Here is a 24,061-nt window from a genome sequence, read left to right as displayed (position 1 = left end):
GGCCGCTTATGCCATCAGGAACTTCTCCACGGCCAGCAGTCCCCAGGTCAGCCCCGCCATCGCCAGCGACAGCATCACCGCCGCCGAGCCGATGTCCTTGGCCCGACCGGACAGCACATGGCGCTCGGGGCCGATGCGATCGACCACGCTCTCGATGGCACTGTTGAGCAGTTCCACGATCAGCACCATGAAGCAGCTACCGACCAGCAGGATCCACTCCACCGGGGTGTCACCGATCCACCAGGCCAGCGGTACCAGCACCAGGCACAGCGCGAGCTCCTGACGAAAGGCGGATTCGTGACGAAAGGCAGCCCGCAGGCCCTTGAGCGAGTAACGCGTCGAGTGAATCAGGTGGCGCCAGCCGGTGTGTCCGGGCTTCATGAGGGTTCCTCGTGGCGAAAGGGGCACTCCCGGCCCCTCAGTGGTTGGCAATCATGCGGTCGAGATCCAGGGATATCAGGTCAAGGACCCTGGCCCAGCTGATGTAAGGGGTGTTGGCGGTGCCGTTGACCAGCACGGTGAAAACGCCAAAGCGGTGGCTGGCGGTACGGAAGTAGCCTGTCACCGCACGCACCGCCACCGGCTGATTGAGGGTGCCGGTCTTGAGCGTCACGTGGCTCTGGAAGGTCGGCGAGCCGCGCCGGATAAAGCGCATGGGGCCGTTGGTCGGGGCCTGCAGGCCGGCGTTGAACACCGGGAACAGGTCCGCCCGCCCGAACATGTACTCGAGCAGAGCGTTGCCGCCCCGGGCCGAGATCTTGTTGCCGGTGGTCAGGCCGCTGCCGCTTTCCAGGGTCACCTCGCCGTGGCCGGGCACCCGGGCGACGAAGGCCTCCAGCGCCGCACCGGCCTGATCGAGTTCGACCCGCGGCCCCTCCACCAGATCCAGCGCCAGCACATCGGCCATGTAGTTGTTGGAGTAGTTGAGCATGCGCAGCAGGATCTCCTGCAGCGGCTTGCCGTCCACCGCTGCCAGGCGACGGGCGCCGCCGGGGGGCGCCTCGCTGCTGGTGGCCACACCGCCTTCGACGAGGATGCCGGAGCGCGCCAGCATGGCGTTGAGGGTCGCCGCCGTCTGGGCCGCCGGGTCGGCGCTGGCACGGTAGACCTCGCGCGGCAGGGCGTTGGACGAAATCTGGCCGCTGACCGTCAGGGTCTCGCCTTCGGCGCCATTGACCCGGGTCGCCTGCAGGCTGGTGCCGGCGTTGGCGCCCTGGGTGGTGACCCTGTTGTTGACCGCGAACAGCGGCGCCTGGCTGTTGCAGCCGGTGATACGCGCCGGGCCGCCGACGGCGCCAGGCGCCACCTGCACGCACCAGCTACCGTAGTTGACCCCGGCCGAGGTCAGCAGCGCGCTGTAGGCGTTGTCGGAGCGCTCGCGGGCGGTGCAGCGATCGATGGTCCGGCAGGTCACCGGGCCGAAGCGCCATTGACTGACCACCAGCCGTCCGGTCACCCGGCGCACCCCGGCCTGGTGCAGACGCTGGGCCAGGCGCCACAGGTCCTCGCTGGTCAGGCTGGGATCGCCTCCCCCCACCATCACCAGATCGCCGGCCAGGGTACCGTCGCTTCCCGGGCGCGCGGTGCTGACAAGCTCGGTGGTGAAACGATGCTGCGGGCCCCAGGCATCCAGCGCCGCTGCCGCGGTGTAGACCTTGGTCACCGAGGCCGGGGTAAGCTGGCGCTCCGGGGTCAGGCTGCCGAGGGTCTCGCCAGGCGCGTCACCGGTGCCGAGCAGACGTGCCTCGGCACTGATCAGAAAGCCCTGCTTGGATAATTCGGCCAGATTGCCGAAGCCGGCGGCCTGCGCCGAGGCGGCGGACAACAGCGTGAGGCACAACGCCACCAGGACGGAAACGAGGAGAACGGGCCAGGCGAATGGCGAGCGAGGCGACATGAAGACTTCCCTGCGATGAACGGGCGTTGCGCCCATGCGGCGCAACGAGGGCCGAGTCTACCGCCTGGCGTCCAAGGATTCGACTATAGCTTGATGACATGACCACGCACGCTCTCTACGCAACCGGGGCAGCGGCGGATCGGTGACGATTCTCGCAATCCTCGGAGAACCACCCGCCTAATTCGACCGACGTTACCCGACGCACAACCGCGCGTATCGACGAGCAGAAATAGCGCCAGCCAAGCACAGGCTGCAGTGGCTAAGCCAGGAAAATACCAGCATGCTGAGAAGCGACTTGCATTCGTGGAGAAAGGCCATGCGCGGGATCCTGTACGTACTGATCCTTGGCACCATGCTTGGCAACGTCGTACTCGACAGCAGCGCACGTGCCCAGGAGGCGCCGAGCGTCGAGGGCACCCAGACGATCGCGGTCTCCGAGCGCACCGAGGATGCCGATATCGAACGTCGATTGACCGGCATTCTGGCCTCGGCCGGCTGGTATCGTAGTCTCGACGTCGAGGTCAAGGAAGGCATCGTCTACCTGGACGGTGCGACGGCCTCGGGGAACCACCGCGACTGGGCCGGTTCCCTGGCCGCCAAGACCGAGGGCGTTGTCGCCGTCGTTAATCGCATCGAGGTGCAGCCCGAATTCACGCTGTCGCTGACGCCGGTCATCGACGAACTTGGGCGCTTTGGCCGCGAGGCGTTGACCTATGTACCGCTGGCCTTGCTGGCGTTGCTGGTGCTGCCGCTGGCCTGGCTGCTTGCACGCCTGGTCTCGGCGCTGGCCAGGCGTCTGTTGCGCAAGCGTGTCGCCTCGCCCTTTCTACGCCAGGTGCTGGCCCGTGCCATCGCCCTTCCTGTGTTGCTGCTCGGCATCTATCTCATCCTGCAGGTCGCCGGGTTGACCGGCCTGGCGTTCTCCGTGGTCGGCGGCGCCGGCATGATCGGCATTGTCGTATCCTTTGCCTTTCGCGACATCGCCGAGAACTTCCTGGCCACGCTGATCATGTCGATACGCCAGCCCTTTCGTCGCGGCGACTGGATCACCGTCGCAGAGCACAGCGGAATCGTGCAAAGCATGAACGCCCGCTCGACGGTGCTGCTGTCTGCCGAGGGCAATCATATTCAGATTCCCAATGCCACGATCTTCAAGACGATCGTCATCAACTACTCCACCTCACCAGGCCTCAGGACCAGCGTCGATATCGGCATCGGCTACGATGACTCTGTCACCCATGCCCAGACACTGATCCATCAGGTTCTGACCGCGCACGAAGCGATCATCGCGCACCCCGAACCCATGGTACTGGTCGATGCCCTTGGCGCATCCACGGTCAATCTCAAGGCCTACTTCTGGTTTGACGGCCAGACCATCGCCGGCGTCAAGCTGCGCTCGGCAGTACTGCGCCAGATCAAGAACACCTTGACCGAAGCCGGTATCTCGATGCCGGACGAGGCCCGGGAAATCATCTTTCCCCAGGGGGTACCCATCGTTTCCCCATCGGAAGTCTCCGCCGTCGAGCCGCCTCAGGGAGTCGCGACACCGGCCACGCCAGCACCGAGCAACGTTGTCCCGGCCAGCGACAATGCCGACGTCACCAGTGCCGAAGGCGGCCTCGAGACCGAACGCCGGGCCATCGAGCAGTCCATCGGCACTACGACGCCGCCGGAAGGCCGCACCGACCTGCTGGGCGGCAACGACTCAACCCGGTCACACGACGAACCACCCCATCAGTGAGAGGACACCGAGGAAAACAGCTGAATGACAGCGACACCCCCCACGATCATGGTCAATCCGATCACCGCGGGAAGGTCTGGCTTCTCGCCGTAGACCACGATACCCACCAGGGTCACCAGCACGATGCCAAGCCCCGCCCAGAAGGCGTAGGCGATGCCTACCGGCACGCTGCGCAGCACCAGTGACAACAGATAGAAGGCCGCCAGGTAGCCGACCACCACCACCACGCTTGGCCACAGCCGGGTGAACTCATTGGAGGCCTTGAGCGCCGAGGTGGCGATGACCTCGGCCACGATGGCGAGCGCCAGGTACAAGTAGCTCATCCGTTTGCTCCGTGGAGTCGACGTTCGACGAGGCGGTCGAACAGGGAATTGAAGACCATGGCATAGACCAGAAAGAACAGCATGAAGCCGGCGTCGAGCCAGAATGCCTCGACCAGGCCGACCTCCATCCACCAGGCCACCGCCGGCAGGGTCATAATCAGAAGCCCGGTCTCGAAGCCCATGGCCTGGGCGAAACGCTGGGACAGGGTGCGCCGACGGGTCGGCAGCCAGCGATCGAACAGCCAGTTCCAGACCAGGTTCCAGAGCATGGCGGCGGTGGCCAGCCCCGCCGCCAGCGCGCCCATCTCACCCAGACCGTGGCCTGTCAGCACGCTGGCCAACGGGGTGACGATCACCAGCCCGCCGAGTTCAAACGACACCATATGGACCAGGCGTTCCTTGAGCGACCGCATTTGACTACCCCCGCCGACGGCATGATGACTATCGATGGATCGCTATTCTAGTGACTTGGACGATGGTTGCCAGGTAGCTACTATCAGGTTTTACGATAGGTGAGACCCGCCCCATGCACTGGACCCTGGATCAGCTGCGCCTGTTCATTGCCTGCGCCGAGCGCGGCTCCTTCTCCGCCGCGGCGCGCCACCTTGGCCGCGCCCAGTCGGCAGTGAGCACCGCCATCGCCCATCTCGAGCTCGATCTGGCCTGTGAGTTGTTCGACCGCAGTTCGCGCTCGCCAACCCTGACCCCGGCGGGTCAGGCGCTGCTGCCGGAAGCCAGGGCGGTACTGGCCCAGTGCGAGCGCCTGAACGCGCGAGCCGCGACCCTGTCCCAGGGCGAAGAGGCCCAGCTGGTGGTGGCGATCCACGAGGCGCTGGTCGAGATGCCGCCGGTGGATGCCACTCTGGAGGCACTGGCGCAACACTACCCGGCGCTGTCGCTGACCCTGCTCTACGGCGCCCAGGGCGACGTCGCCGACTGGGTCGAACAGGGCACCGCCCATCTCGGCATCCTGTTGAGCCAGGCCCACGCCGCCGGCCCGCTGGAGGGTCAGCGTATCGCCCACCTGCGCCAGCGCTGGGTGGCGGGTAGCGACCACCCCCTGGCCAGCGTCCACTCGGTAACCCGTAGCGAACTGGCCCATCATCGCCAGCTGATGATCGCCTCGCGCCAGCCAGACCGTCAGGCCGAACAACCGTTGAGCCCCCAGCACTGGCGACTCAACAGCTTCTACTCCATGGCCGAGTTGACCGCCCGCGGGCTTGGCTGGTCGCTGGTGCCGGAGCACATCGCGCACTATCCGCCTTTCCGTCGCCAGCTGGTCGAGCTGACCGGACCGGGACTCGGCGAGCCCCCCACCATCGAGGTGGAAACGGTGGCCCGCCGCGACGCCGCCCGTGGCCCCATCGCCAGCTGGCTCGCCCGGACCCTGGGCGAAAGCTTCCGCGCGCTGGAGCACAGTTCGTCCCGGTGAGCCATTTGCCGTGCCCCCCCCTGATAGAGTGCCGGCCTGGGAGTCGGCGAGTGGCCGCTTACATGCCGGGCATCAGCCCCGGGCGATGGTCAAGGTTGACGACCAGGTGCCACAGCGGCTGGTGGTGCTCGTGGTACTTGCGCTCGAAGTGGGTGAGCGGGTCATCGCCGGGATCGAAGGGGCCCAGCGGTGTGGTGACGCCGGTGGCCCGGGACACGGCGATGGCGAACTCCTCGATGTACAGACGCCAGTTGGAGCGCACCTCGAGACGTCCGCCCAGGCCGACGATGGCGGGAAATACCGGATGCCCGTGCCAGCGCAGCTTGAGCTGCACCGACTTGGGATAGGGGTTGGGGTACAGCAGGTAGTGGCGCTCCGGTCGCCAGCCTTCGGCCAGCGCCAGCCGCCAGAAGTCGACCAGGTCGGCGCGCACCAGCAGGGCGTTGTCCGGCAGCCGGCCGTGGTCCCGCGACAGTCGATCGGCGCTGCGATCGACGCCGATCACGCAGTGCTCGGGAAACCGCTCGGCCAGCTTGCGGGTCGACAGCCCGACCCCACAGCAGGCGTCGAGAATAAGCCCTCGCTCACCCTGAGCCCTGCGCCAGGTCTCGGCCTCGGCGAAGGCTTCACGGGTGTGCTCGGCCAGCGGCTTGCGCCAGACATGGGACAGACCGCGACTGACCCGACGCGGCAGGTCCTCGTGGGGGCCGGTCTGGTTCGAGGTGACGATGCGGGGGGCGTCGGACATGGGCGATCTCGGGCAGTGGAAACGGCGAGGCGAAGACCTAGTCTTGCCCTGGCGTGCAGTGTATCAAGTGCCTCACGCGTAAGCAGGGGCTTACACCGCAGGACTCGTCCCGCCTTCACCATCCACCTTGTCGAGCGAGACCAGGCGCGAGCCCCGGCGCCAAGCCTTTCTCCCCCTTGGCTTCACCGAAACGCGCATGACTGAGGCAAGACCAAGTGCTAACATCGCTGGCCTGAATCCCTCTCCCATGGCAATATCGAACGGCGTTTTGCTTGGGGCGCACGTGGCATCGCGCGAGGCACGACTCCTCGCCGCCAGAATGGTGAGGTTCAGGCTCCTCTCGACCGACGCTTGCAGGCGATCGTCACGCTATCGCTGCAAGGCAACACGAGAGTCGAGCCGTCTTTACCTCGTTCACGGACAGCCAGGCTGTCCGGGTCTGTCGCAGCGCCCTTCAATGTCGTTTCTCCGCTCCGAGAGCGAGCCTTTCACCCGCTTCAATACGAGGACTCCGGCTTGTCACACTTACCGGTGATCGTGGGCATGGGCGGCGTCAACCCGGCCGGCCGTACCTCGGGCCACCAGGCCTTCCGTCGCACCGTGCTCGACGCCCTTCCCGAGGCCGAGCAGACCTCCACCCTGCTCGGCCTGGCAGCGATGATGCGCCTGGCGCACTGCGACGCCGACCAGCGCTGGCACAACGCCCAGGGGCAGGTGCTCGATGCCGCCCAGCTGGCGCAGGAGACCCGCGACCAGGTGCTCAGCCACACCCTGATTCGTCGCATCGAGGATCCCCGTTTCAATGACGAGGGGCTGCCCGCCAATCGCCGCGCCAACCTGGCGCTGGAATCGCCGCTGACCTTTCGCCTGCGCCGCAGGCAGCTACCGGACAACCTGCCGCCCACCTGGCAGGTGCGTGAGGTCGATCGCCATCATCTGGAAGTCACGGTACCCGCCGGCCAGATGGACGTGATGCTGCCGGAGACCCGCCAGGCCCAGGTCCGTGCCGCAGGCCAGTTGCCCAGCGGCTTCGACCCGAGTCAGCTCTACCGTAGCGTGCATCACCCGCGCGGGCTGTCCATGGCGGTATTCGCCGCCAGCGACTGCCTCGGTGACAGTGGACTCGACTGGGACTCGCTGCGCGACCGCCTGGACCCGGACGCCATCGCCGTCTATGCCGGCAACTCCATCGGTCAGCTCGACGACGAGGGCTGGGGAGGCCTGCTCAAGAGCTTCGTCTCGGGCAAGCGCGCGACCTCCAAGCAGATGCCGCTGGGCTACGGCCAGATGCCCGCTGACTTCCTCAATGCCTATGTGCTGGGTAGCGTCGGTGCCACCGGCGCCGCTCTGGGCGCCTGCGCCAGCTTCCTCTACAACCTGCGCCTGGGCATCGACGACATCAGAAGCGGCCGCCGCCGCATCGTCATGGTCGGCACCTCGGACGCCCCGATCACCCCCGAGATCATCGAGGGCTTTCGCACCATGGGGGCGCTGGCCGACGACGACAGCCTCAAGGCGCTGGACGCCCTGGAGCTTCTGACCGACGCCGACTACCAGCGCGCCAGCCGCCCCTTCGCCCGCAACTGCGGCTTTACCATGGGGGAGTCCAGCCAGTTCGTGATGCTGATGGACGACAGCCTGGCGCTGGAAGTGGGTGCCGATATCCTGGCCGCCGCACCGGAGGTGTTCGTCAACGCCGACGGCTGGAAGCGTTCGATCTCGGCCCCCGGCATCGGCAACTACGTGACCCTGGGCAAGGCCTGCTCGCTGATTCGCGACATGCTCGGCGAGACCAGCCTGCGAGAACGCAGCTATATCCACGCCCACGGTACCTCGACGCCGAAGAACCGCACCACCGAGTCCCATGTGTTCGACGCCGTGGCCAAGGCCCACGGCATCACCGACTGGCCGGTGGTGGCGATCAAGGCCTACCTTGGCCACTCCCAGGGCAGCGCCGCCGGCGACCAGCTCACCAACGCCCTGGGCAGCTTCGCCTACGGTCTGCTGCCGGGCATCTGTACCCTCGACCGGGTCGCCGACGACGTCCACGCCGAGCGCCTGCGACTGTTCAAGGACACCCAGGCGTTCAAGGCCGACGCCAGCCTGATCAACGCCAAGGGCTTTGGCGGCAACAACGCCACCGGGGTGCTGATCTCCCCCGAGGCCACCGAACGGCTGCTGGCCAAGCGCCACGGCGCCGATGCCATGGCCGCCTGGCGCGAGCGTCGCGAGGCGACCCGGGCCCAGGCCGCCGTCTACCACCAACAGGCCGATGCGGGACACTTCGCCGTGCGCTATCGTTTCGGTGAAGGCGTGCTGGAAGGCCCTGAGCTTGAGGTCGGTGCCGACAGCATCCACATCCCCGGCTACCAGCAGCCGGTGTCGCTGAGCGTGGACAATCCCTTCGGCCGGCTCGACGAAGCCGGCGACGAGCTGGACACGCCGTTCGCTGACGAGAGACAGGAGAAGAGGTGATGACCACCGCCATCTATCCTGGCACCTTCGATCCCATCACCAATGGCCACTATGACCTGATCGAGCGCGCCTCGCGGCTGTTCGGCAAGGTGGTGGTGGCCATCGCCTCGAGCCCTGGCAAGGGCCCGACGCTGGACCTGGACACCCGCCTGGCGCTGACCCGCGAGGTGGTTGCCTCCCTTGGCAACGTCGAGGTGGTGGGCTTTTCCGGCCTGATGACGGAGTTCATGAAAGAGCAGAACGCCCGGGTGCTGCTGAGAGGGCTGCGCGCCGTCTCCGACTTCGAGTACGAGCTGCAATTGGCCAACATGAACCGCGCCCAGATGCCGGACCTGGAGACCGTGTTCCTGACCCCGGAGGTGGAGAACTCCTACATTTCCTCCACCCTGGTGCGAGAAATCTCTCGGCTGGGCGGCGACATATCGAAGCATGTGCACCCCAAGGTCGCACAAACCCTGCGTAGCCATTACAATACTTGACCATCACACTGGGAATTGACCTCGGCGCGCTGCGACCAGGCCGTGGTCTTCCCGTTGATCCCGAACTCCAGGGTGGCTATCGGCCATGCCGAGCCCCCGTGCAGCCTGCCCGGCCCCCTCGCGACGGCGAGATTCCGGCGGCACGCTGCCTTGGCCCTGTGGCCACGACTCTGCGCGAGGACCCCCAATGTCACTGATGATCACCGACGAGTGCATCAACTGCGACGTCTGCGAACCGGAATGCCCCAATGGCGCCATTTCTCCCGGCGAGGAGATCTACGTCATCGACCCCAACCTGTGCACCGAATGCGTGGGCCACTATGACGAGCCCCAGTGCCAGCAGGTGTGTCCGGTGGACTGCATTCCGCTGGACCCGGAGCGGGTCGAGAGCCACGATCAGCTGATGGAGAAGTACCACATCATCACCGCTGCCTGAGTCCGGCAACGGGCCAAGCCTGCTCGACGACGCACACCACGGCCCGCACACCACCTCTCGCAAGCCACGACCCGCAAATCTCAACGAGCCGCCCAAGGGCGGCTCGTGTCGTTTCAAGGCCAGGGGCGGCACGCCGGCTAGAGCTTGATCACCGCCCGCCCACTCAAGGCGTCGGGCAGATCGGGGACGCTGATGCCCGCCACGCTCAAGGTCTTTATCGAAAGCGAGCGCTCAAGACACACCGTGAGGGTGTCGTCCTCGATCGCCACCCTGGCACCTTCGATGCAGCCAGGGGTATCGTCGGCGAGCCAGCCCATGGCCTCGATGCTGTCCAGCACTCGCTGGGAGGCCTCGGCCAGCATATCCTCGTCGGCGAGCCAGGGGGCGCTCGCCACCACCGCGGCAGACCTGGCCGCCTCGCTGGTCACCTGGGTCAACTGGTGCTGCTGCACCATGGCCACCGAATAGCTGACCAGGGCGTACAGCAACAGCAGGAAGATCGGCAGCACGATGGCAAACTCGATGGCCACTGCTCCGCCCTGGCGGCACGCTCGCGTGCCCTTGCCTCTATGCATGGTCTAGGTTCCTCCTCGACAGCCGGCCTGGGTTGCCTCGCAGGCAGTCAACGACTCGACGCCTCCGGCGTCCACCGCCAGCACCCGCACCTCCAGGGTGTTGATACCGATGCCCAACCCCTCGAGCAGCGGCTCGAGCAGTATCGTATTGACGTCCGTGAGGGTCCCGGACAACAGCGCCGAGAGCCCCAGGTCTGATAGCAGGCCGCTGAGCACGCCGGTCAGTTGAGCCCCCCCCTGGTCATCGAACTCCGCCCCCTTCTGCGCTGGCCAGCGGATGAGCTGCGTGGCATCACCAGTCCCGCCGGAGCGCACGGTCTGCGACACCGAGCCGATGCCGAGCAATCCAGTACCCTCCACCGACTGGGTGACCTCGAGCAATTCGCGCCTGGCGGCGAGCGTCAGCGCGAGGCTATCGTCCGCTGGGGCCAGTGAACCGATCGCCGCCTTGCCACTGGCCCCGGTCACTCGCGTGCTCGCCTTCACACCGATCAGCCCAAGAACATTCAGCTCGACATCCAACGCCACCCCGAGCTGGGCATTGCGTGCCACGCTGCGATAGCAACTGGAAGGTGCACAATCGCTCGCGAGGCTTGCTACTGCGGGCCCCGGAGGGCCCACGGCGATGCTCGGCGGCGAGATAACGTCGAGTTCAAGCGAGATATCGGCAAGGCCTAGCCCCAGGCCGACAACAAGCGGAGAGAGATCGGCCAAGCCGAGGCTGACGCCATCCTGCTGCTTGCTGGTCGTCAGCAGCAACGCCCCTTCGAGCAGATCCCGTACCGGAACGCGCGCCTCGAGCAAGGATGTCATCGACACTTCGCCGCTGGTATCGATCGCCAGCAGCTCGCCCAGGGTGAAGCTCTCGCCCGGCGCGTCGCCAAGCACCGGGTTGCCACCCGCCAGATCCAACACCGATGCCAGTCGACTGCCCAGCGTGTGCAGATCCAGAGGTTCGTTCAAGGTCTGGGCCAAGTTCTGAGCCAGGCCCTCATCGAGGTCGACGTCCAGCGCTTCCACGTCCAGCACCTCGCCCAGGCTGACGTCCAGGCCCACGCCGTCATCTGCACCCAGCACGGTGAGATCGAGACTCCCCCCGATCAGCTTGCCGAGCAGCGCATCGAGCAGCGTCGACTCGCTGGTATCGAGCGCAAGCAGGCGGGTGCCGGCGCTCAGGGTCACCACTGCGGTTCGCCGCGCCACACCGCTGGCCTGGAGCATGACCAGATCTTCCACCTCGTTCCCGAGCAGCTCTCCCAGGTTGGCCAGCAGGCTGCTGGGCACCTGGCGGTTCAGGACCACCCTGACGGCGTTGGCCAGTCCCGCCTCGTCATCAAAAGCACCTTCATCGTCCAGCGCCCCCTGGGTCACCGCCAGAGTGGCCTCGCCCTGTTCGCTATCGGCGCCCACGACGACGCCGTTGGCCGCGGCGGCGGTGATGGCGGCCTGGCGCAGCTCTCCCGAGCGGCACGCCTCGCCCTGAAACAGCGCGTCGCAGCCTGCTGCCGTCGAGACCGCCGCCAGGTCGGCAGCCTGCTGAAGTCGTCGCTGCTCGAGATACAGGCGACCGGCGTCCAGTGCCAGCGTCACCACCACCACCAGCCCCACCAGCAAGAAGGCGGTCATCACGCCGATGGCGCCACGCTGGGAGGCTGGGCCACACCTGCGCTCCTTCGCTCGCCCAATCGCCTGAGCACTATCGTCCGCCGGCCAGCCGGTTCTGGCCTTTCCGGTTACGTGATTCGGCCAGGGCTCAACCCGCGGCGATGGCGCCATGGCACGTCTAGTCCTCGCCAAAGCCCGTCTCGATATAGCGCTCAGGAATCGGGTGACCGAAGCTGTCCACATAGCGCTGGTAGATCTGACCTTGCACCTTGCCCGAAAGCGCCTGGGGCGAGGGTGACGCCAGGCGCCCGTCGCGCTGGACGGCCAGTAGCGTGCGGGTACGCTCGCCGAAGGGATCCCGGGTGGCCGGCAGGCGCACGACCTGCGACGAGGCAACGGCCTGGGAGCTGGTCTGCGCGGTTGCTGTCTGCTGCGCGCTGGCGCTGTCGGGCCAGAACACCAGCGCCAGGCTGACCAGCAGGCAGATAAGGGCGACGGTGACCAGCGTTCGCGGCTCGAGCAAGGTCTTTTTCGACAACAGGTTCGACAGCATGGACAGGCGCTCCTTGCACGGATGGATGGATCGACGAGGCTTCATGACTCTTCACTCTCGGCCTGCGCCCCCGGACGTGATACCGACGGCGATGCCGAGCCCGATGCAGAGAGCTCTGTGGCTGCAGCGCTATCGCGCACGCCCACCAGCCGTGCATCCACGCCGAAGTGCAGGGCGGCGTCGGCGGCACGCTGCCGCTGTCCGCTGCGGCTCAGCGCCAGCACCAGATTGGCGGCGGCCTGCTCGTGCCCCGGGTCCAGCTCGAGCGCGGTGCGGAACTCCTCGGCGGCGGCCCGATTGTCCCCCGCCAGCATCAGCAGATAGCCCAGGTCGTTGCGAATGCGTGGATCAATCGGCCGTGTCTGGCGGGCTTCGCGCATCAGCGCCAGCGCCTGCTCACGCCGTCCCTCGCTGAAGGCATTGCGGGCCAACCCGCGATAGCCGTCCGCAGCCAGGCAGGTGCCCAGCAGGGCCTCGTAGGCCCGGTCGCTGGTGACAGTGTCGCCGACGGCGCGTAGCGCCTCGCCCTCAAGCCGCCAGGCCAGCGGTAGACCATAGTCGCCGGCCTCTAGATGGGCCGCGGCCGAGCGCGGCTTGTCGTCGTCCAGCATGCGCTGGATCAGCGACAGCTCGACGCCGATCTCGGCGTCGTAGCGTCGGCCGCAGGGGCCGACGCTCTGCTCCGGGGCGGCCCGCGAGATGTCCGGCGACAGCGCGCCCAGCGCCGCCATCGACGTCGGGCCATCCGGTGTACTCGAGCATCCGGTCATCAGCACCACACCGGTGACCAGCCACAGGGGACGCATCTTCGGTAATGGCGAGCGCTTCTTCAGCGTTGTTGTCGTGCGCATGGGCGCCTCCAGCGATCCGTTGTCATGGTCCACCGAGCGACCCCATCAGGCCGCCCAGGTTGACCAGCGCAGGCCCTGCCATGACGATCAGCAGGGCGGGAAACAGGCACAGCATCATGACCAGCGACATGGTGCCGGAGAGCTGGCTGACCTTCTGTTGCAGCCGGGTACGTCGCTGCGCCCCGAGGCGATCGACCAGGGTCGCCAGACTGTCCCTGGCTCGCCCGCCGGTACGGGCGATCTGGGCGAACAGCAGAAAGAACTGCTCGACCCCTTCGCTGGCCTGCACCGCGGCCGCCTCTTCCAGCACCCGTTCCCGGTCCTGGCCGCTGTCGATACGATTGGCCACGACACGAAGCTCCAGCACCATGTCCGGGGTGGTCGCACCAAGCTGCTGGATCAGCCGGTTGAGCAGGCTCTCCAGGGTCATGCCGGTGTCCCACAGCATCCGCGTCACCTGTAGCACCAGCTCGATATCCTCATCGAGTCGCCGAATACGTCGTCGCCGCTTGCGCTCCATGGCGAGCCAGCCGAGCCCGAGCGCGAAGCCTCCCCAGGCGGCTCCCATGACAACCACCGCCATCGGTGGCCTGCCACCGGCCAGCGCCAGAAGCCCCCCCAGCATCACCGCACCGACAGCGAGCACGCCCCAGGCCAGCAACACCGCAAGCTGCGCCTTGGCACCGACATGCCCGCACTGGCGCAGGCGCAACGACAGTCGCGCCGCCATACCCTGCTGACGGGACCGACTACGCCACAGGCCGCGCCCCTCGCGCAGCAGCCGGGATTCGTCGTGGCGTCGCTCGCCCTCGGCGCCCAGCGGCCGGCGGGCGCTGATCAACAGCAGTGACGCCGCCAGCGCCAACGCCATCACCGCCCCGCTCCACCATAGGTTCCACATCCGCGCCTCCTGTTCGTTATCGTCATGTCGCGACGCGCCCGGGTTTACACCGACTTGAGCATTCGCCACAGCAGCCAGCCGCCGCCAAGCTGAAGCGCCACCGCCAGCATCAATGCCTGGCGTCCGCCGGCGCTTTCGAGCATCGGTGCCAGAAATTCCGGCTGGGTGAAGTGGATAAACAGCGTCAACGCCAGCGGCGACAGTCCCAGCACCCAGGCGCTGACGCGGGTCTCGCCGGTCATGGCGGCGAGTTCTCGGCTGCTTTGCTCGCGTTGATGCAGGGCCGAGGCGAAGGCGTCGAGCATCTCGGAAAGGCTGCCGCCGTGACGCTGATTGATGCGTATCGCGGTGGCCAGCAGCCGCAGTTCGTCGAGCCTGAGTATCTGGCCCTCCCGGGCCAGGCCCTCGTCCAGCTCCTGGCCCAGCTGGCGACGCAGCTTTACCCGGGAAAGGGCATCCGACAACGGCGGTCGAGAGCGCTTGATGGCCTGTTCGAAGGCGGTTTCCAGGCCCTGACCGGCGCTGAGCCCTCGCGTGATCTGCCCAAGAAAGGGCCCAAGCTGGCGCCTCGCCCGGCGTCGCAGCCTCGCCGCCCTGAAGCGAATCAGGGCGTTGGCTGCCAGCACCATGACCAGCACCATGGCGGGGCCCCACACCGCCCCCAGCCGCGACAGCAGCAGCATCGCCAGCACCAGCAGGCTGCCTCCCGACAGCGCCACGACGGCCGGCGAGGCCGGCAGCCCCGCCGCGGTGAGTCGCTCCACCAGCCACTCCATCAACGAATCCTGGGACATCAGCCGCCGCCGGGCGGTACGTGTGCCACCTGCGGCGCGTTCTGTAAGCGCACTGGCGCTCTTCAGCAGCAGCCAGGCGGCGCCCCCCAGGCATAGGGCTACCAGCGAAAACATCCCCCAGACCGTCATGGCGAAGGCTCCTGCAGGGAGCTCAGCAGCCGGCGCCAGCCGATCGGTGAGTCATCGTCGCCCGGTGGCTGCAGCGAGGGCACCGCGCCACCGCCGGCTCGGTACAAGGGCTCCAGCTGGACTTCGCCGCGCTGGAGACCACCGACTCGCAGTACCTCGGCCACCCGACGCTTGCCGTCGCTGCCCCGCTCCACATGGACGATCAGATCGAGGGCGGTGGTGATGATCTGGCGTACCAGGGCGTCGGTGCCCTGAAAGCGTGACATCCGTACCATCATTTCCAGGCGCACCACGGCGTCGCCGGCGGAGTTGGCGTGCACCGTGCTCATGGAGCCCTGGTGGCCGGTATTCATGGCCTGCAGCATGTCGAGCACCTCGTCGCCCCGGCTCTCCCCCAGCAGCACCCGGTCAGGACGCATGCGCAGGGCGTTCTTGACCAGGGCGCTGGCGCCGACTTCGCCCTCGCCTTCGATGTTTGGCGCCCGGGTCTCGAGGCGTACCACGTGTTGGCTCGCGAGTTGCAGCTCGGCGCTGTCCTCGATGGTCACCACCCGCTGGCTGGCCGGTATCGCCCCACTCAAGACGTTGAGCAGGGTGGTCTTGCCGGCACCGGTGCCACCGCTGATCAGCACATTGCAGCGCTCTTCCACCGCCCGGCGCAGAAAGGTCATGAGGTTGGGCGGCACACTGCCCATGGCCACCAGGTCATCGGCACCCAGCGCCTCGCGGCGAAACTTGCGAATCGACACGCTGGGGCCATTGAGCGACAGCGGCGCGATGATGGCATTGACCCGGGAGCCGTCGGCCAGTCGCGCGTCGACCATGGGGCTCGACTCGTCCAGCCGTTTACCCAGGGGGGCCAGCATGCGTCGCACCACCCTCAGCACATGGTCGTCGTCGAGGAAGTTGACCGCGCAGGGTTCGAGCCGACCACCGCGCTCGATAAACACCTGGAAATGGCCGTTGATCAGGATGTCCGAGATACCGTCATCGGCGAGCAGCGGCTCCAGCGGCCCAAAGCCGTTGAGCTCGCGGCAGACACCTTCGACCAGCCGCTCGAGACACTCGTCGGAACGGGCGTAGCCCCTGAGTCTGAGGGTCTCCTCGATCAGCTCCCGTACCCGCTGGCGTAGCTGCAGCGGATCATCCAGCAGTCCCCGGGAATCATCCTCGAGGCGCTCGATGACCAGCTGGTGCAACTCGCTGACCAGCCCAGGCCCCACCACCGGGGCGGACTGGGGCTCAGTTTCCTGGACTCGCTTTTGACGAAAGTGCATGCATCCTCCTGATCGCCGAACACCAGCCGTCGAACGCCAACCTTCAGGGACTGAAGCCGACCTCGGAGACACGCTGGATCTCCTGGGCATCACGGGGATCGAACATCAGCTCGAGAAAATTGGGGTCATAGTCCTCGAAAGCCTCCCCAGGCATCGGCCCCAGATCGACGCCGGCAGCCAGTGGCCGCACCAGATGGGGGGTCACGATCATCACCAGCTCCTTCTCGTCGCGATCCAGTCGGGTGGAGCGAAAGAAGCTGCCGATCACCGGGATATCGCCAAGCCCCGGAATCTTGTCCACGCTCTGGATGATGTTGCGACTGACCAGGCCACTGATGATGAAGCTCTCGCCGTTGCCGAGCTGCACGGTGGTGTCGGTCCTGCGCACGTTGAGTGCCGGCACCGCCACTCCTGCGGTCTGCACGCCCCGGGAGAAGTCGAGTTCGGACACCTCGGGCGCCACCTTGAGCATGATCCGACGCTCATCGAGCACCGTCGGCGTCAGCTGCAGGCGAATACCGAACTCCTTGAAGTCGACGCTGATCTCGTCATCGCCGCTTTGCACCGGGAAGGGAAACTCGCCACCGGCCAGGAAGTTGGCGGTCTGGCCCGACAGGCTGACCAGGCTGGGTTCGGCCAGGGTGTAGGCGAAGCCGTTGGCGCTCAGCGCACTGATCGCCGACAGCACCCCGCTGGTGTTGACCTGGATGATCGAGAAGCCACCGTCTCCGGCGTTGGGTGCCACCGCACCGCCAGAAAGGAAGTCGAGGGTCTCGTCGCTGCGCCCCAGCGCGAAGCGGGTGGAGCCGGCCTGGTTGCGACCGATGAAGAAGCCGGCCGAGGCCATGCGACTGCGGTTGACCTCGACGACACGGATATCCGTCTGCACCTGAACAGGGCCGAGCTGCTGGCTGGCATCGATGGGAGGGGTAGCGAAGCGTGACACCGCCTGATCGTGGCGTTCCAACGACCTCGTAACGCCACGGATCTCGGCGCTGGAAGAATGGGGGGCCAGCGAATACTCGCCTTCGAGCCCCTCGCCGCCGGCGGGACGTACCTGAATGAGCGTCTCACGGGGCTGGCTCGCCCCCGCCGTCCACACCTTGAGGGTGGTGCTGCCCGGCCCCACCGCGGTGACCAGCAGCGAACGCGGGTCCAGAACCTGGGCCTCGACCACGTCGCCCCGCCCCACCGCCGTGCGGGTGATACGGCCGGGCTGGCCCAGCCACTCCTGATCGCCGACCGCCAGGGTCAGCGGCGGCTGTTGCGCCAGCGCCTGGCCGTTGCTTGTCGTGACGCCGGCCAGCGTAAGTGCCAGAACGAATACAAGGCCAAGCACCAGGCTACGCCCAAGGCCGAACATCAGGCACGGTGCCGAGGGGGCCGCGTTCGCCAGACGGCTAACCGGCGTTCCGGCGCACGTACCCCCGCGCCCCGACCTGCGTGGGACGATCTCATTGTCTCGCGTCATGGTCCTTCCTGTTCCCTGCGCGGGCGCGGTATCTCGCCTTTCCCTCGGCGACTACCGGCCTCTCGTTATGGTTGTCTGCCTGCTTCTTCCACCGCCGTCACGGCAGGGTGACCACGCTGCGACTGGCGCCGACGTGCTGCACCACCCGGTAGCCGGTCTGTGGCGGCGCGGGAGCCCTTTTCGCTGCCGGTCGCTCGACACCGGTCAACTCCTCGAAGCTGACGGTCTGGCCCGGCTCACTCAGGCCCTGGCCCAGGGACACCGGCAGGAAGCTGGCGCCGCCTGCCATCGTGCGCAGATCATCGATCCCCTCGCCAAAGCCGGCGGCCTCCTCGCTGCCCACCACCGCCAGGCGCAGCCGCCCGGTGGTCTCGGCCAGCAGCAACCGGGCGGTCTCGGTCTCGGGCATCGCCAGCACCGCGGTGCGCTCTCCACCTTTTTCATCGTCACCGTCGACACCCACCAGTCGCTCACCGACCCCCAGCACCGACACGTCGGCAAACAGTCGTCGTGCCAGGCGGTGTCGCTCGCCACCTTCCCCCTGAGCCTCGGCAAAATAGAGCACGTCGACGCGATCCCCCGGGGCGACGAAACCACCGCCACCGATCACCGCATCGATGCCGACCCCCACCGCGCGAAAGCCCGGAGGCACCACCTCGGCCAGAGCGCTGCCACCGACAAAGCCGCTTTCACGCAGCACGTCGCCTTCCGCCAGAGGACGTGCCAGGCGCGTGTCGGGCAACTGATCGAGAGCAGAGAAGGTGCTTGCAGGCGGCTTGGGGAAGTAGGCCAGGCGCAACGCGTCTTCGAGATCGGCAGGACGCTCCCCCGCTGCCAGGTCTCTGGCCGCTACCAGAACCGGATGGCCCAGAGGTTCGGGGGAAATGGTCTCTGGCGCGACGTTAGCGCCTTTAGACGGTTCCCCTTTGGAACCTAGGTTCCAGCCAACAATTGCCAGCCCTAGGGCAACAATCACCAGGATTGCTGCCATTGCTCTCAAGACACGTGGACTAAGGCCTTCTTTTTCACTGGAACTTCCCATTAGGCAATCACCACGCTCGCACTACAGCTTCTAAATACTTGAGAAACAGACTTTTCCCCACTTTCACTCAGTGATCCCAAGCGCGGTTTTGACGTTTTTCATCAGCGTATCAAGCATATCTGCCAAAGCACCGCCACCACCTTCACTGGCTCCGAATACAAAGAAGAGAGCTGCAGCGATAAGAGCCACGATAACGCCATACTCGATAGCGGTGGCTCCGCGCTGCCCACGGTAGCGGGGGTGATTCAGGGAGGAAGACTTGCGCACAGGGGCGCGCTCGCCCCGGATAAAGGGCTGAAAGATTTTCATGATGATACTCCTGCGTAAAATCGTTTTTTTCTTTGTATATCGTCAGCTTTTCGCGAGTGATTCCTGTTTTCTTCTTATACCTCCTGTCTTTTATTAATCCTTTTTTATTAATATTGGCCTCTCTTTATTAGTAGTCATCCTGACTATTTTTGTCATCCTCCAGAATGAAACCAAACGTATCTATTGATTAACAGGAGATACAGATTGTTTCATCACACGAGATGACACTTGAATGATATATCGGACATTTCAACTCCAGACATGGCCCTGCCCTGAGCAACCACTTCCCGCAACGCGACCGCCATGCCTGGCGACGGCATTACCTTGAGGCCGTCGCCTTGGGGTCATGGCCTTGACCCCCTTCTCCCATCACCGGACACTTGCCCACCTCGCCGCCGTCCCGTAGCGCCCTTGCCTTCAGCCGAACAGGCCTTTCATCGTGTCGACCTCCACCAGCACCTTCTCGTCCACCCTCGAACGCCTGCCGCGCATCGCCGGCCTGGCCTGGCCGATCATCCTGTCCAATATCACGGTGCCGCTGCTGGGCCTCGTCGACACCGCCGTGGTCGGCCACCTGCCCGACTCACGCTACCTGGCCGGAGTGACGCTGGGCGCGACCCTGTTCGGCTTCCTCTACTGGGGGTTTGGCTTTCTGCGCATGGGGACTACCGGCCTGACCTCCCAGGCGCTGGGACGCGAGCGCGACGATCAGGTGCGCCATCTGCTGGGGCAGTCGCTGCTGTTGGCAGGAGGGATCGGACTTGCGCTGATCCTGCTGGGTGACCCGCTGATCGCGCTGGGGCTGTGGCTACTGGATGGAAGCCCCGAGGCTACCGGGCTCGCCGAGAGCTACGCCGCCATTCGTCTGCTGTCGGCGCCGGCGGTGCTGGCCAATTACGCCATCCTCGGCTGGTTCCTCGGCCAGCAGAACAGTCGGGTGACGCTGTTGCTGCTGCTGACCAACAACGGCGTCAATATCGTGCTCGATGTGCTGTTCGTGGTGGGACTCGACATGACCAGCGACGGCGTGGCCTGGGCAACGGTAATCGCCGACTACACCACCGCCGCCCTGGGGCTGTGGCTGTGCCGTCGACGCCTGGGCCGACTGGGCGGACATTTCGAGCGGGCGCGGCTGTTGACCATTGGCGCCTACCGGGAGCTGTTCTCGGTCAACGCCAACCTGTTCGTGCGCACCCTTGGCCTGCTGTTCGCCCAGGCCTTCTTTACCGCCCAGGGGGCGTCCCAGGGGGACACCGTGCTGGCCGCCAACGCGGTGCTGCTGCAGTTCATCATGCTGACCTCCTACGGCCTGGACGGCTTCGCCAACGCCGCCGAGGCCCTTACCGGTCACGCCATCGGTCGCCGTCGTTTCGATGACTTCGCTCTCTCGGTGCGCGCGGCGGCGCTGTGCTCGCTGGCCACAGCGGCCCTGGCAAGCCTCGCCTTCGCGCTGGGCGGCAATGCCCTGATCGCGCTGCTTACCGGCCTGCCGGAGGTACGCGCCACGGCGGCCCAGTTTCTGCCCTGGATGGTCGCCATGCCGCTGATCGCGGTGTGGAGCTACCTGCTCGATGGGGTCTTCATCGGCGCCACCGCGATTGCCGAAATGCGCAACTCCATCTTCATCGGTCTGGCGGTCTATCTACCGCTGTGGTGGCTGACCCAGGGGCTCGGCAACCACGGCCTGTGGCTGGCCTTTACGACCTTTACCGCAGTGCGCTCGGCGGTACTTGTGACCTACTATCTTCGCTATCGCAGCACGCGCTGGCGTGACACCGCCTGAGGAGCGACGGCCGAAGATCACCGATGGTGAATGTGCCGAGACGTTATCTGCCTTACAGGTGGTTTTGACTCACGGGCGCCTGCTGCGGCACCGTTGACTCCCAGTGGCCCGGGAAGGCCCTCTTTCACAACCAGAAGAAGCGATACACGCCATGCTGAGAGCATTGTCACGACCCGCCGTGAAACTGGTGGAACGCTATCTGCCAGATCCCTACATCTTCGTCCTGTTGCTGACGATCATCGCCGCCGCAGCAGCCATCGCCATCGAACGCCAGTCGCCCATGGCCGTGCTCACCTACTGGGGTGATGGCTTCTGGAACCTGCTGAGCTTCTCGATGCAGATGCTGCTGGTGCTGGTCACCGGCTTCATGCTGGCAAGCTCACCGCCGGTCAAGCGACTGCTGCAGAGCCTGGCAGGCCTTGCCAACAACGCCGGCGCCGCCATCCTGCTGGTGACCCTGGTGTCGCTGGCGGCCAGCTGGATCAACTGGGGCTTCGGTCTGGTGGTCGGCGCCCTGTTCGCCAAGGAGCTGGCCCGGGTCATTCGGGTGGACTACCGCCTGCTGGTGGCCAGCGCCTACTCCGGCTTCGTGGTCTGGCACGGTGGTCTTGCTGGCTCGGTGCCACTGACCATCGCCACCGATGGCCACTTCTCGGTGGAGCAGATCGGCGTGATCGGCACCAGCGAGACGATCTTCTCCTACTTCAACCTGTTGATCGTGCTGGCCCTGTTCATCGCGGTGCCGCTGGTCAACCGGCTGATGCTGCCCGGCGAAAAGGAAAGCGTCTACGTCGATCCGGCGCTGCTGGGAGATGACGAGGACCGTCGGGTACGCATCACCCGCCCGGCCGAGCGCCTCGAGAACAGCATGACCCTGGCGCTGCTGGTAGGCGTACCGGGGCTGATCTATCTGATCAGCTACTTCGTCGGCGGCGGCGGTCTGAACCTGAACGTGGTCAACTTCATGTTCCTGTTCCTGGCCATCATCCTCCACCGCACCCCCCAGAGCCTGCTCAACAGCCTGCACGAGGGCATCAAGGGTGGCGCCGGCATCGTCATCCAGTTCCCCTTCTACGCCGGCATCATGGCCATCATGATCCAGTCGGGACTGGCCGAGACCATGTCCGAGGCGATGATCTCCTTTGCCACCGAGACCAGCCTGCCGTTCTGGACCTTCCTCAGCGCCGGCATCGTCAACATGTTCGTGCCCTCCGGCGGCGGCCAGTGGGCGGTTCAGGCCCCGGTGGTCATTCCTGCCGCCCAGGCGCTTGGCGTGGATATTCCCCGCGCGGCCATGGCCGTGGCCTGGGGTGACGCCTGGACCAACCTGCTGCAGCCCTTCTGGGCGCTGCCGGTACTCGGCATCGCCGGGCTAAAGGCCAAGGACATCATGGGCTTCTGCCTGATCCAGCTGTTCGTCACCGGCATCATCATCTCGGTCTGCCTGACCTGGCTGTAGAGGCCTCCCGGAGCGTCAGCCGGGCGCCAGGCGACCTGTACAGCCGAGGCGACAACTGACTTTCAACGAGCGCCTTGTCCCCTTGCCGGGGGGCAAGGCGTTATGCTGTGGTGGAGCGCCAGACAGACGCCTACAGCCCCCCGCGCACCGTATTCCGAGGAAACTTCGATGGCAGAGCAGAGCCTACCGGGTCAGCACGAATTGAGCATGACCGTACTGATGACCCCCGACATGGCCAATTTCAGTGGCAAGGTACACGGTGGCGCCATCCTCAAGAAGCTCGACGAGGTCGCCTACGCCTGCGCCAGCCGCTATTCGGGCCATTATGTGGTGACCCTGTCGGTGGACCAGGTGCGCTTCAAGCAACCGATCCACGTGGGCGAGCTGGTGACCTTTCTGGCCAGCGTCAACCATGTGGGCCGCTCTTCCATGGAGATCGGCATCAAGGTGGTGGCGGAGGACATCCGCCAGAAGGTCATTCGCCACACCAACAGCTGCTACCTGACCATGGTGGCGGTGGACCCCGACGGCCGCCCGGCCTCGGTGCCTCCGCTGACCCTGGACACGCCGATCCGCAAGCTGCGCTACGAAAAAGCCGCGTTGCGCAAGAAGTTGCGCAAGCAGGCCGAAGAGGAAGAGATGCGAACGAACCAGGAACTGGGCGAGCGCTGAAGGTGTGTCATCGCCCGACAGCTCGATAGGTCTTCACACAACTAGTCCACACAACCAGTCCACACAACAAGGCCGCCCCGAAGGGCGGCCTTGTCGATTGCCGGGCGGGCAGCGTGACGCTCAGCCGCAGGCCAGCTCACGGATGACATCGGCATCATCCAGGCGCACGTTGAGGCGATCCAGCCGCAGGTCCATGGTGGCAACCCCGCCGGGACGCAGCACCCGCACCGTCTTGGCCCCGCTCTCGGCCTTGAGCCGTTCATCGAAGCTGGCGTCGTAGCTCTGGCCGACCAGGCCCTGCACCGCCTCGGCGTCGCAGGCCTCGGCCATGGGAGCGCGCTCCGGCGGCAGCGGTGCCGGTTCGCCGGATCCGCCGGACGACGACGAGCAGCCGGCCAGAGCCGCGACCAGCAGCAGGGGAAGAAGTGGTTTCATCGATGGCCTCCAGTGCCAGAAATCCTTGTGCAAGCGCCCGCCAGCCTCGTATCGCTGCAGCGCGCCTCAAAACCTATCACGGCGCTGCGCCTGACGGACAGGCCGTGGTCAACTCGTTGCCAACTGACAGACCTGGCGGTCGGGACGACGAACATGGAACCTGTTGGAGACAGCAATGGCGGGAAAGTTCCGACGGAGAAACGGATAGCGCGAGTCAGCAGAGGCACGGCGATAAAGAGCACCCATGGGGAGAACAGCGACGACGAGGCGACTCACCGCCGTGGTTCTTCTCGCAGCCCCTGTGTTTCCTGGCTCGGTCTAGCGGGAAGGTTTCCGGCTAGACCGAGCCTTTCTGGCTAGCTGGAGCTTTTCTGGATCGCCTCTCCACCCTTCTCGATATCCTCGCCCACCCCACGAACGGTGTTGCAGCCGTTCAACAGCGCCAGGGTGAATACTGATACCAGAATCAACGACAGCATCCTTTTCATGGTTCCTATCTCCTTGCAGCCAGGCAGGTAAGCGAAATACATCATCCTCTGACAATCTAGCACGATCACCGCCCATCGCTAGCCTCCCAGCCAACGCTCGGACGAGGTAATCCGCCACACGGCACAACGCCAGACGCCGTCCGGCAACTGCGAAGCCCCTTCACGTCAGTGCCAAGCCACTCACGA

Annotated in this window: 25 protein-coding genes; 8 read left to right on the top strand and 17 right to left on the bottom strand. The window is 65.9% G+C overall.

Annotated elements, in window-relative coordinates; genetic code table 11:
• Positions 1-6: 6 nt before the first annotated feature.
• The gene (locus tag C9F12_RS07230) at positions 7-381 is read right to left on the bottom strand and encodes a diacylglycerol kinase (RefSeq protein ID WP_045991417.1); all 375 of its coding nucleotides are present in this window, start codon (positions 379-381) and stop codon (positions 7-9) included.
• A gap of 37 nt (positions 382-418) precedes the next feature.
• Complete coding sequence (gene dacB, locus C9F12_RS07225; RefSeq protein WP_108448454.1) at positions 419-1,897, bottom strand: D-alanyl-D-alanine carboxypeptidase/D-alanyl-D-alanine-endopeptidase; 1,479 nt, start codon at positions 1,895-1,897, stop codon at positions 419-421.
• A gap of 316 nt (positions 1,898-2,213) precedes the next feature.
• Here dacB and C9F12_RS07220 point away from each other — a divergent pair, with 316 nt between their 5' ends.
• The gene (locus tag C9F12_RS07220) at positions 2,214-3,638 is read left to right on the top strand and encodes a mechanosensitive ion channel family protein (protein WP_162816409.1); all 1,425 of its coding nucleotides are present in this window, start codon (positions 2,214-2,216) and stop codon (positions 3,636-3,638) included.
• Here C9F12_RS07220 and C9F12_RS07215 read toward each other — a convergent pair.
• Together C9F12_RS07215 and C9F12_RS07210 are read right to left on the bottom strand one after the other, a co-directional pair.
• Positions 3,632-3,961, bottom strand: a complete 330-nt coding sequence (locus C9F12_RS07215) for an SMR family transporter (protein ID WP_108448452.1) — start codon at positions 3,959-3,961, stop codon at positions 3,632-3,634. The two genes, C9F12_RS07220 and C9F12_RS07215, sit on opposite strands and share 7 nt — an antisense overlap.
• A complete protein-coding gene (locus tag C9F12_RS07210) occupies positions 3,958-4,374 on the bottom strand; it encodes a PACE efflux transporter (RefSeq protein WP_108448451.1) in 417 nt (138 codons plus the stop codon). Before C9F12_RS07210 ends, C9F12_RS07215 begins: the two co-directional genes overlap by 4 nt.
• A gap of 113 nt (positions 4,375-4,487) precedes the next feature.
• Here C9F12_RS07210 and C9F12_RS07205 point away from each other — a divergent pair, with 113 nt between their 5' ends.
• The gene (locus C9F12_RS07205; protein WP_108448450.1) at positions 4,488-5,393 is read left to right on the top strand and encodes a LysR family transcriptional regulator; all 906 of its coding nucleotides are present in this window, start codon (positions 4,488-4,490) and stop codon (positions 5,391-5,393) included.
• 58 nt (positions 5,394-5,451) lie between these two features.
• On the opposite strand, the gene C9F12_RS07200 is transcribed toward C9F12_RS07205, so the two are convergent.
• Complete coding sequence (locus C9F12_RS07200) at positions 5,452-6,141, bottom strand: class I SAM-dependent methyltransferase (RefSeq protein ID WP_045991412.1); 690 nt, start codon at positions 6,139-6,141, stop codon at positions 5,452-5,454.
• Between the two features lie 543 nt (positions 6,142-6,684).
• Between C9F12_RS07200 and C9F12_RS07195 the strand changes: the two genes are divergently transcribed.
• The 3 genes from C9F12_RS07195 (at position 6,685) to C9F12_RS07185 (ending at position 9,531) form a co-directional block, all read left to right on the top strand.
• Positions 6,685-8,616, top strand: a complete 1,932-nt coding sequence (locus C9F12_RS07195; protein WP_045991411.1) for a beta-ketoacyl synthase — start codon at positions 6,685-6,687, stop codon at positions 8,614-8,616.
• Complete coding sequence (gene coaD / locus C9F12_RS07190) at positions 8,616-9,095, top strand: pantetheine-phosphate adenylyltransferase (protein ID WP_045991410.1); 480 nt, start codon at positions 8,616-8,618, stop codon at positions 9,093-9,095. The genes C9F12_RS07195 and coaD overlap by 1 nt, the downstream gene beginning before the upstream one ends.
• Before the next feature lie 187 nt (positions 9,096-9,282).
• Positions 9,283-9,531, top strand: coding sequence for a YfhL family 4Fe-4S dicluster ferredoxin (locus C9F12_RS07185; RefSeq protein ID WP_045991409.1), 249 nt, complete (start codon positions 9,283-9,285; stop codon positions 9,529-9,531).
• A gap of 137 nt (positions 9,532-9,668) precedes the next feature.
• Here C9F12_RS07185 and C9F12_RS07180 read toward each other — a convergent pair whose 3' ends face one another.
• The 10 genes from C9F12_RS07180 to C9F12_RS07135 all read right to left on the bottom strand — a co-directional run bounded on the left by C9F12_RS07180 (position 9,669) and on the right by C9F12_RS07135 (position 19,038).
• Positions 9,669-10,106 (bottom strand): TadE family protein, encoded by a 438-nt coding sequence (locus C9F12_RS07180; protein ID WP_108131156.1) that lies wholly within the window; start codon positions 10,104-10,106, stop codon positions 9,669-9,671.
• Positions 10,107-10,109: 3 nt separating this feature from the next.
• On the bottom strand, positions 10,110-11,735 hold the full coding sequence (locus C9F12_RS07175) for a pilus assembly protein TadG-related protein (RefSeq protein WP_162816408.1): 1,626 nt from the start codon (positions 11,733-11,735) through the stop codon (positions 10,110-10,112).
• Positions 11,736-11,889: 154 nt separating this feature from the next.
• A complete protein-coding gene (locus C9F12_RS07170; RefSeq protein ID WP_108448539.1) occupies positions 11,890-12,309 on the bottom strand; it encodes a DUF3613 domain-containing protein in 420 nt (139 codons plus the stop codon).
• Positions 12,306-13,115: a hypothetical protein gene (locus C9F12_RS07165; protein WP_162816407.1), complete on the bottom strand. Its 810-nt coding sequence runs from the start codon at positions 13,113-13,115 to the stop codon at positions 12,306-12,308. Before C9F12_RS07165 ends, C9F12_RS07170 begins: the two co-directional genes overlap by 4 nt.
• A 22-nt stretch (positions 13,116-13,137) precedes the next feature.
• A complete protein-coding gene (locus C9F12_RS07160; RefSeq protein WP_108448447.1) occupies positions 13,138-14,016 on the bottom strand; it encodes a type II secretion system F family protein in 879 nt (292 codons plus the stop codon).
• A gap of 44 nt (positions 14,017-14,060) precedes the next feature.
• Complete coding sequence (locus C9F12_RS07155) at positions 14,061-14,939, bottom strand: type II secretion system F family protein (RefSeq protein WP_108448446.1); 879 nt, start codon at positions 14,937-14,939, stop codon at positions 14,061-14,063.
• On the bottom strand, positions 14,936-16,216 hold the full coding sequence (locus tag C9F12_RS07150) for a CpaF family protein (protein WP_108448445.1): 1,281 nt from the start codon (positions 16,214-16,216) through the stop codon (positions 14,936-14,938). The genes C9F12_RS07155 and C9F12_RS07150 overlap by 4 nt, the downstream gene beginning before the upstream one ends.
• 43 nt (positions 16,217-16,259) lie before the next feature.
• Entirely contained in the window at positions 16,260-17,687 is a 1,428-nt protein-coding gene (locus C9F12_RS07145) for a type II and III secretion system protein family protein (RefSeq protein WP_108448444.1), read from the bottom strand.
• Between the two features lie 97 nt (positions 17,688-17,784).
• On the bottom strand, positions 17,785-18,678 hold the full coding sequence (cpaB, locus tag C9F12_RS07140) for a Flp pilus assembly protein CpaB (protein WP_162816406.1): 894 nt from the start codon (positions 18,676-18,678) through the stop codon (positions 17,785-17,787).
• A 114-nt stretch (positions 18,679-18,792) separates the two neighbouring features.
• The gene (locus C9F12_RS07135; RefSeq protein WP_108448442.1) at positions 18,793-19,038 is read right to left on the bottom strand and encodes a Flp family type IVb pilin; all 246 of its coding nucleotides are present in this window, start codon (positions 19,036-19,038) and stop codon (positions 18,793-18,795) included.
• A gap of 439 nt (positions 19,039-19,477) precedes the next feature.
• Here C9F12_RS07135 and C9F12_RS07130 point away from each other — a divergent pair, with 439 nt between their 5' ends.
• From C9F12_RS07130 to C9F12_RS07120, 3 genes are all read left to right on the top strand, one after another.
• Positions 19,478-20,821, top strand: coding sequence for an MATE family efflux transporter (locus C9F12_RS07130; protein ID WP_231498423.1), 1,344 nt, complete (start codon positions 19,478-19,480; stop codon positions 20,819-20,821).
• Between the two features lie 151 nt (positions 20,822-20,972).
• Positions 20,973-22,280, top strand: a complete 1,308-nt coding sequence (locus C9F12_RS07125) for a TIGR00366 family protein (protein WP_045991402.1) — start codon at positions 20,973-20,975, stop codon at positions 22,278-22,280.
• A gap of 168 nt (positions 22,281-22,448) precedes the next feature.
• A complete protein-coding gene (locus tag C9F12_RS07120; RefSeq protein ID WP_045991401.1) occupies positions 22,449-22,952 on the top strand; it encodes an acyl-CoA thioesterase in 504 nt (167 codons plus the stop codon).
• 120 nt (positions 22,953-23,072) lie between these two features.
• Here C9F12_RS07120 and C9F12_RS07115 read toward each other — a convergent pair whose 3' ends face one another.
• Together C9F12_RS07115 and C9F12_RS07110 are read right to left on the bottom strand one after the other, a co-directional pair.
• Complete coding sequence (locus C9F12_RS07115; RefSeq protein ID WP_045991400.1) at positions 23,073-23,387, bottom strand: I78 family peptidase inhibitor; 315 nt, start codon at positions 23,385-23,387, stop codon at positions 23,073-23,075.
• 356 nt (positions 23,388-23,743) lie between these two features.
• Complete coding sequence (locus C9F12_RS07110; protein ID WP_045991399.1) at positions 23,744-23,875, bottom strand: entericidin A/B family lipoprotein; 132 nt, start codon at positions 23,873-23,875, stop codon at positions 23,744-23,746.
• Positions 23,876-24,061 lie beyond the last annotated feature (186 nt).

Origin of the sequence: Halomonas sp. BN3-1 (genome assembly GCF_003056325.1) — a bacterium.
GTDB classification, from domain to species: domain Bacteria; phylum Pseudomonadota; class Gammaproteobacteria; order Pseudomonadales; family Halomonadaceae; genus Halomonas; species Halomonas litopenaei.
The sequence above is the reverse complement of the archived record's forward strand: the minus strand, read 5'-3'. Positions and strand labels throughout refer to the sequence as shown.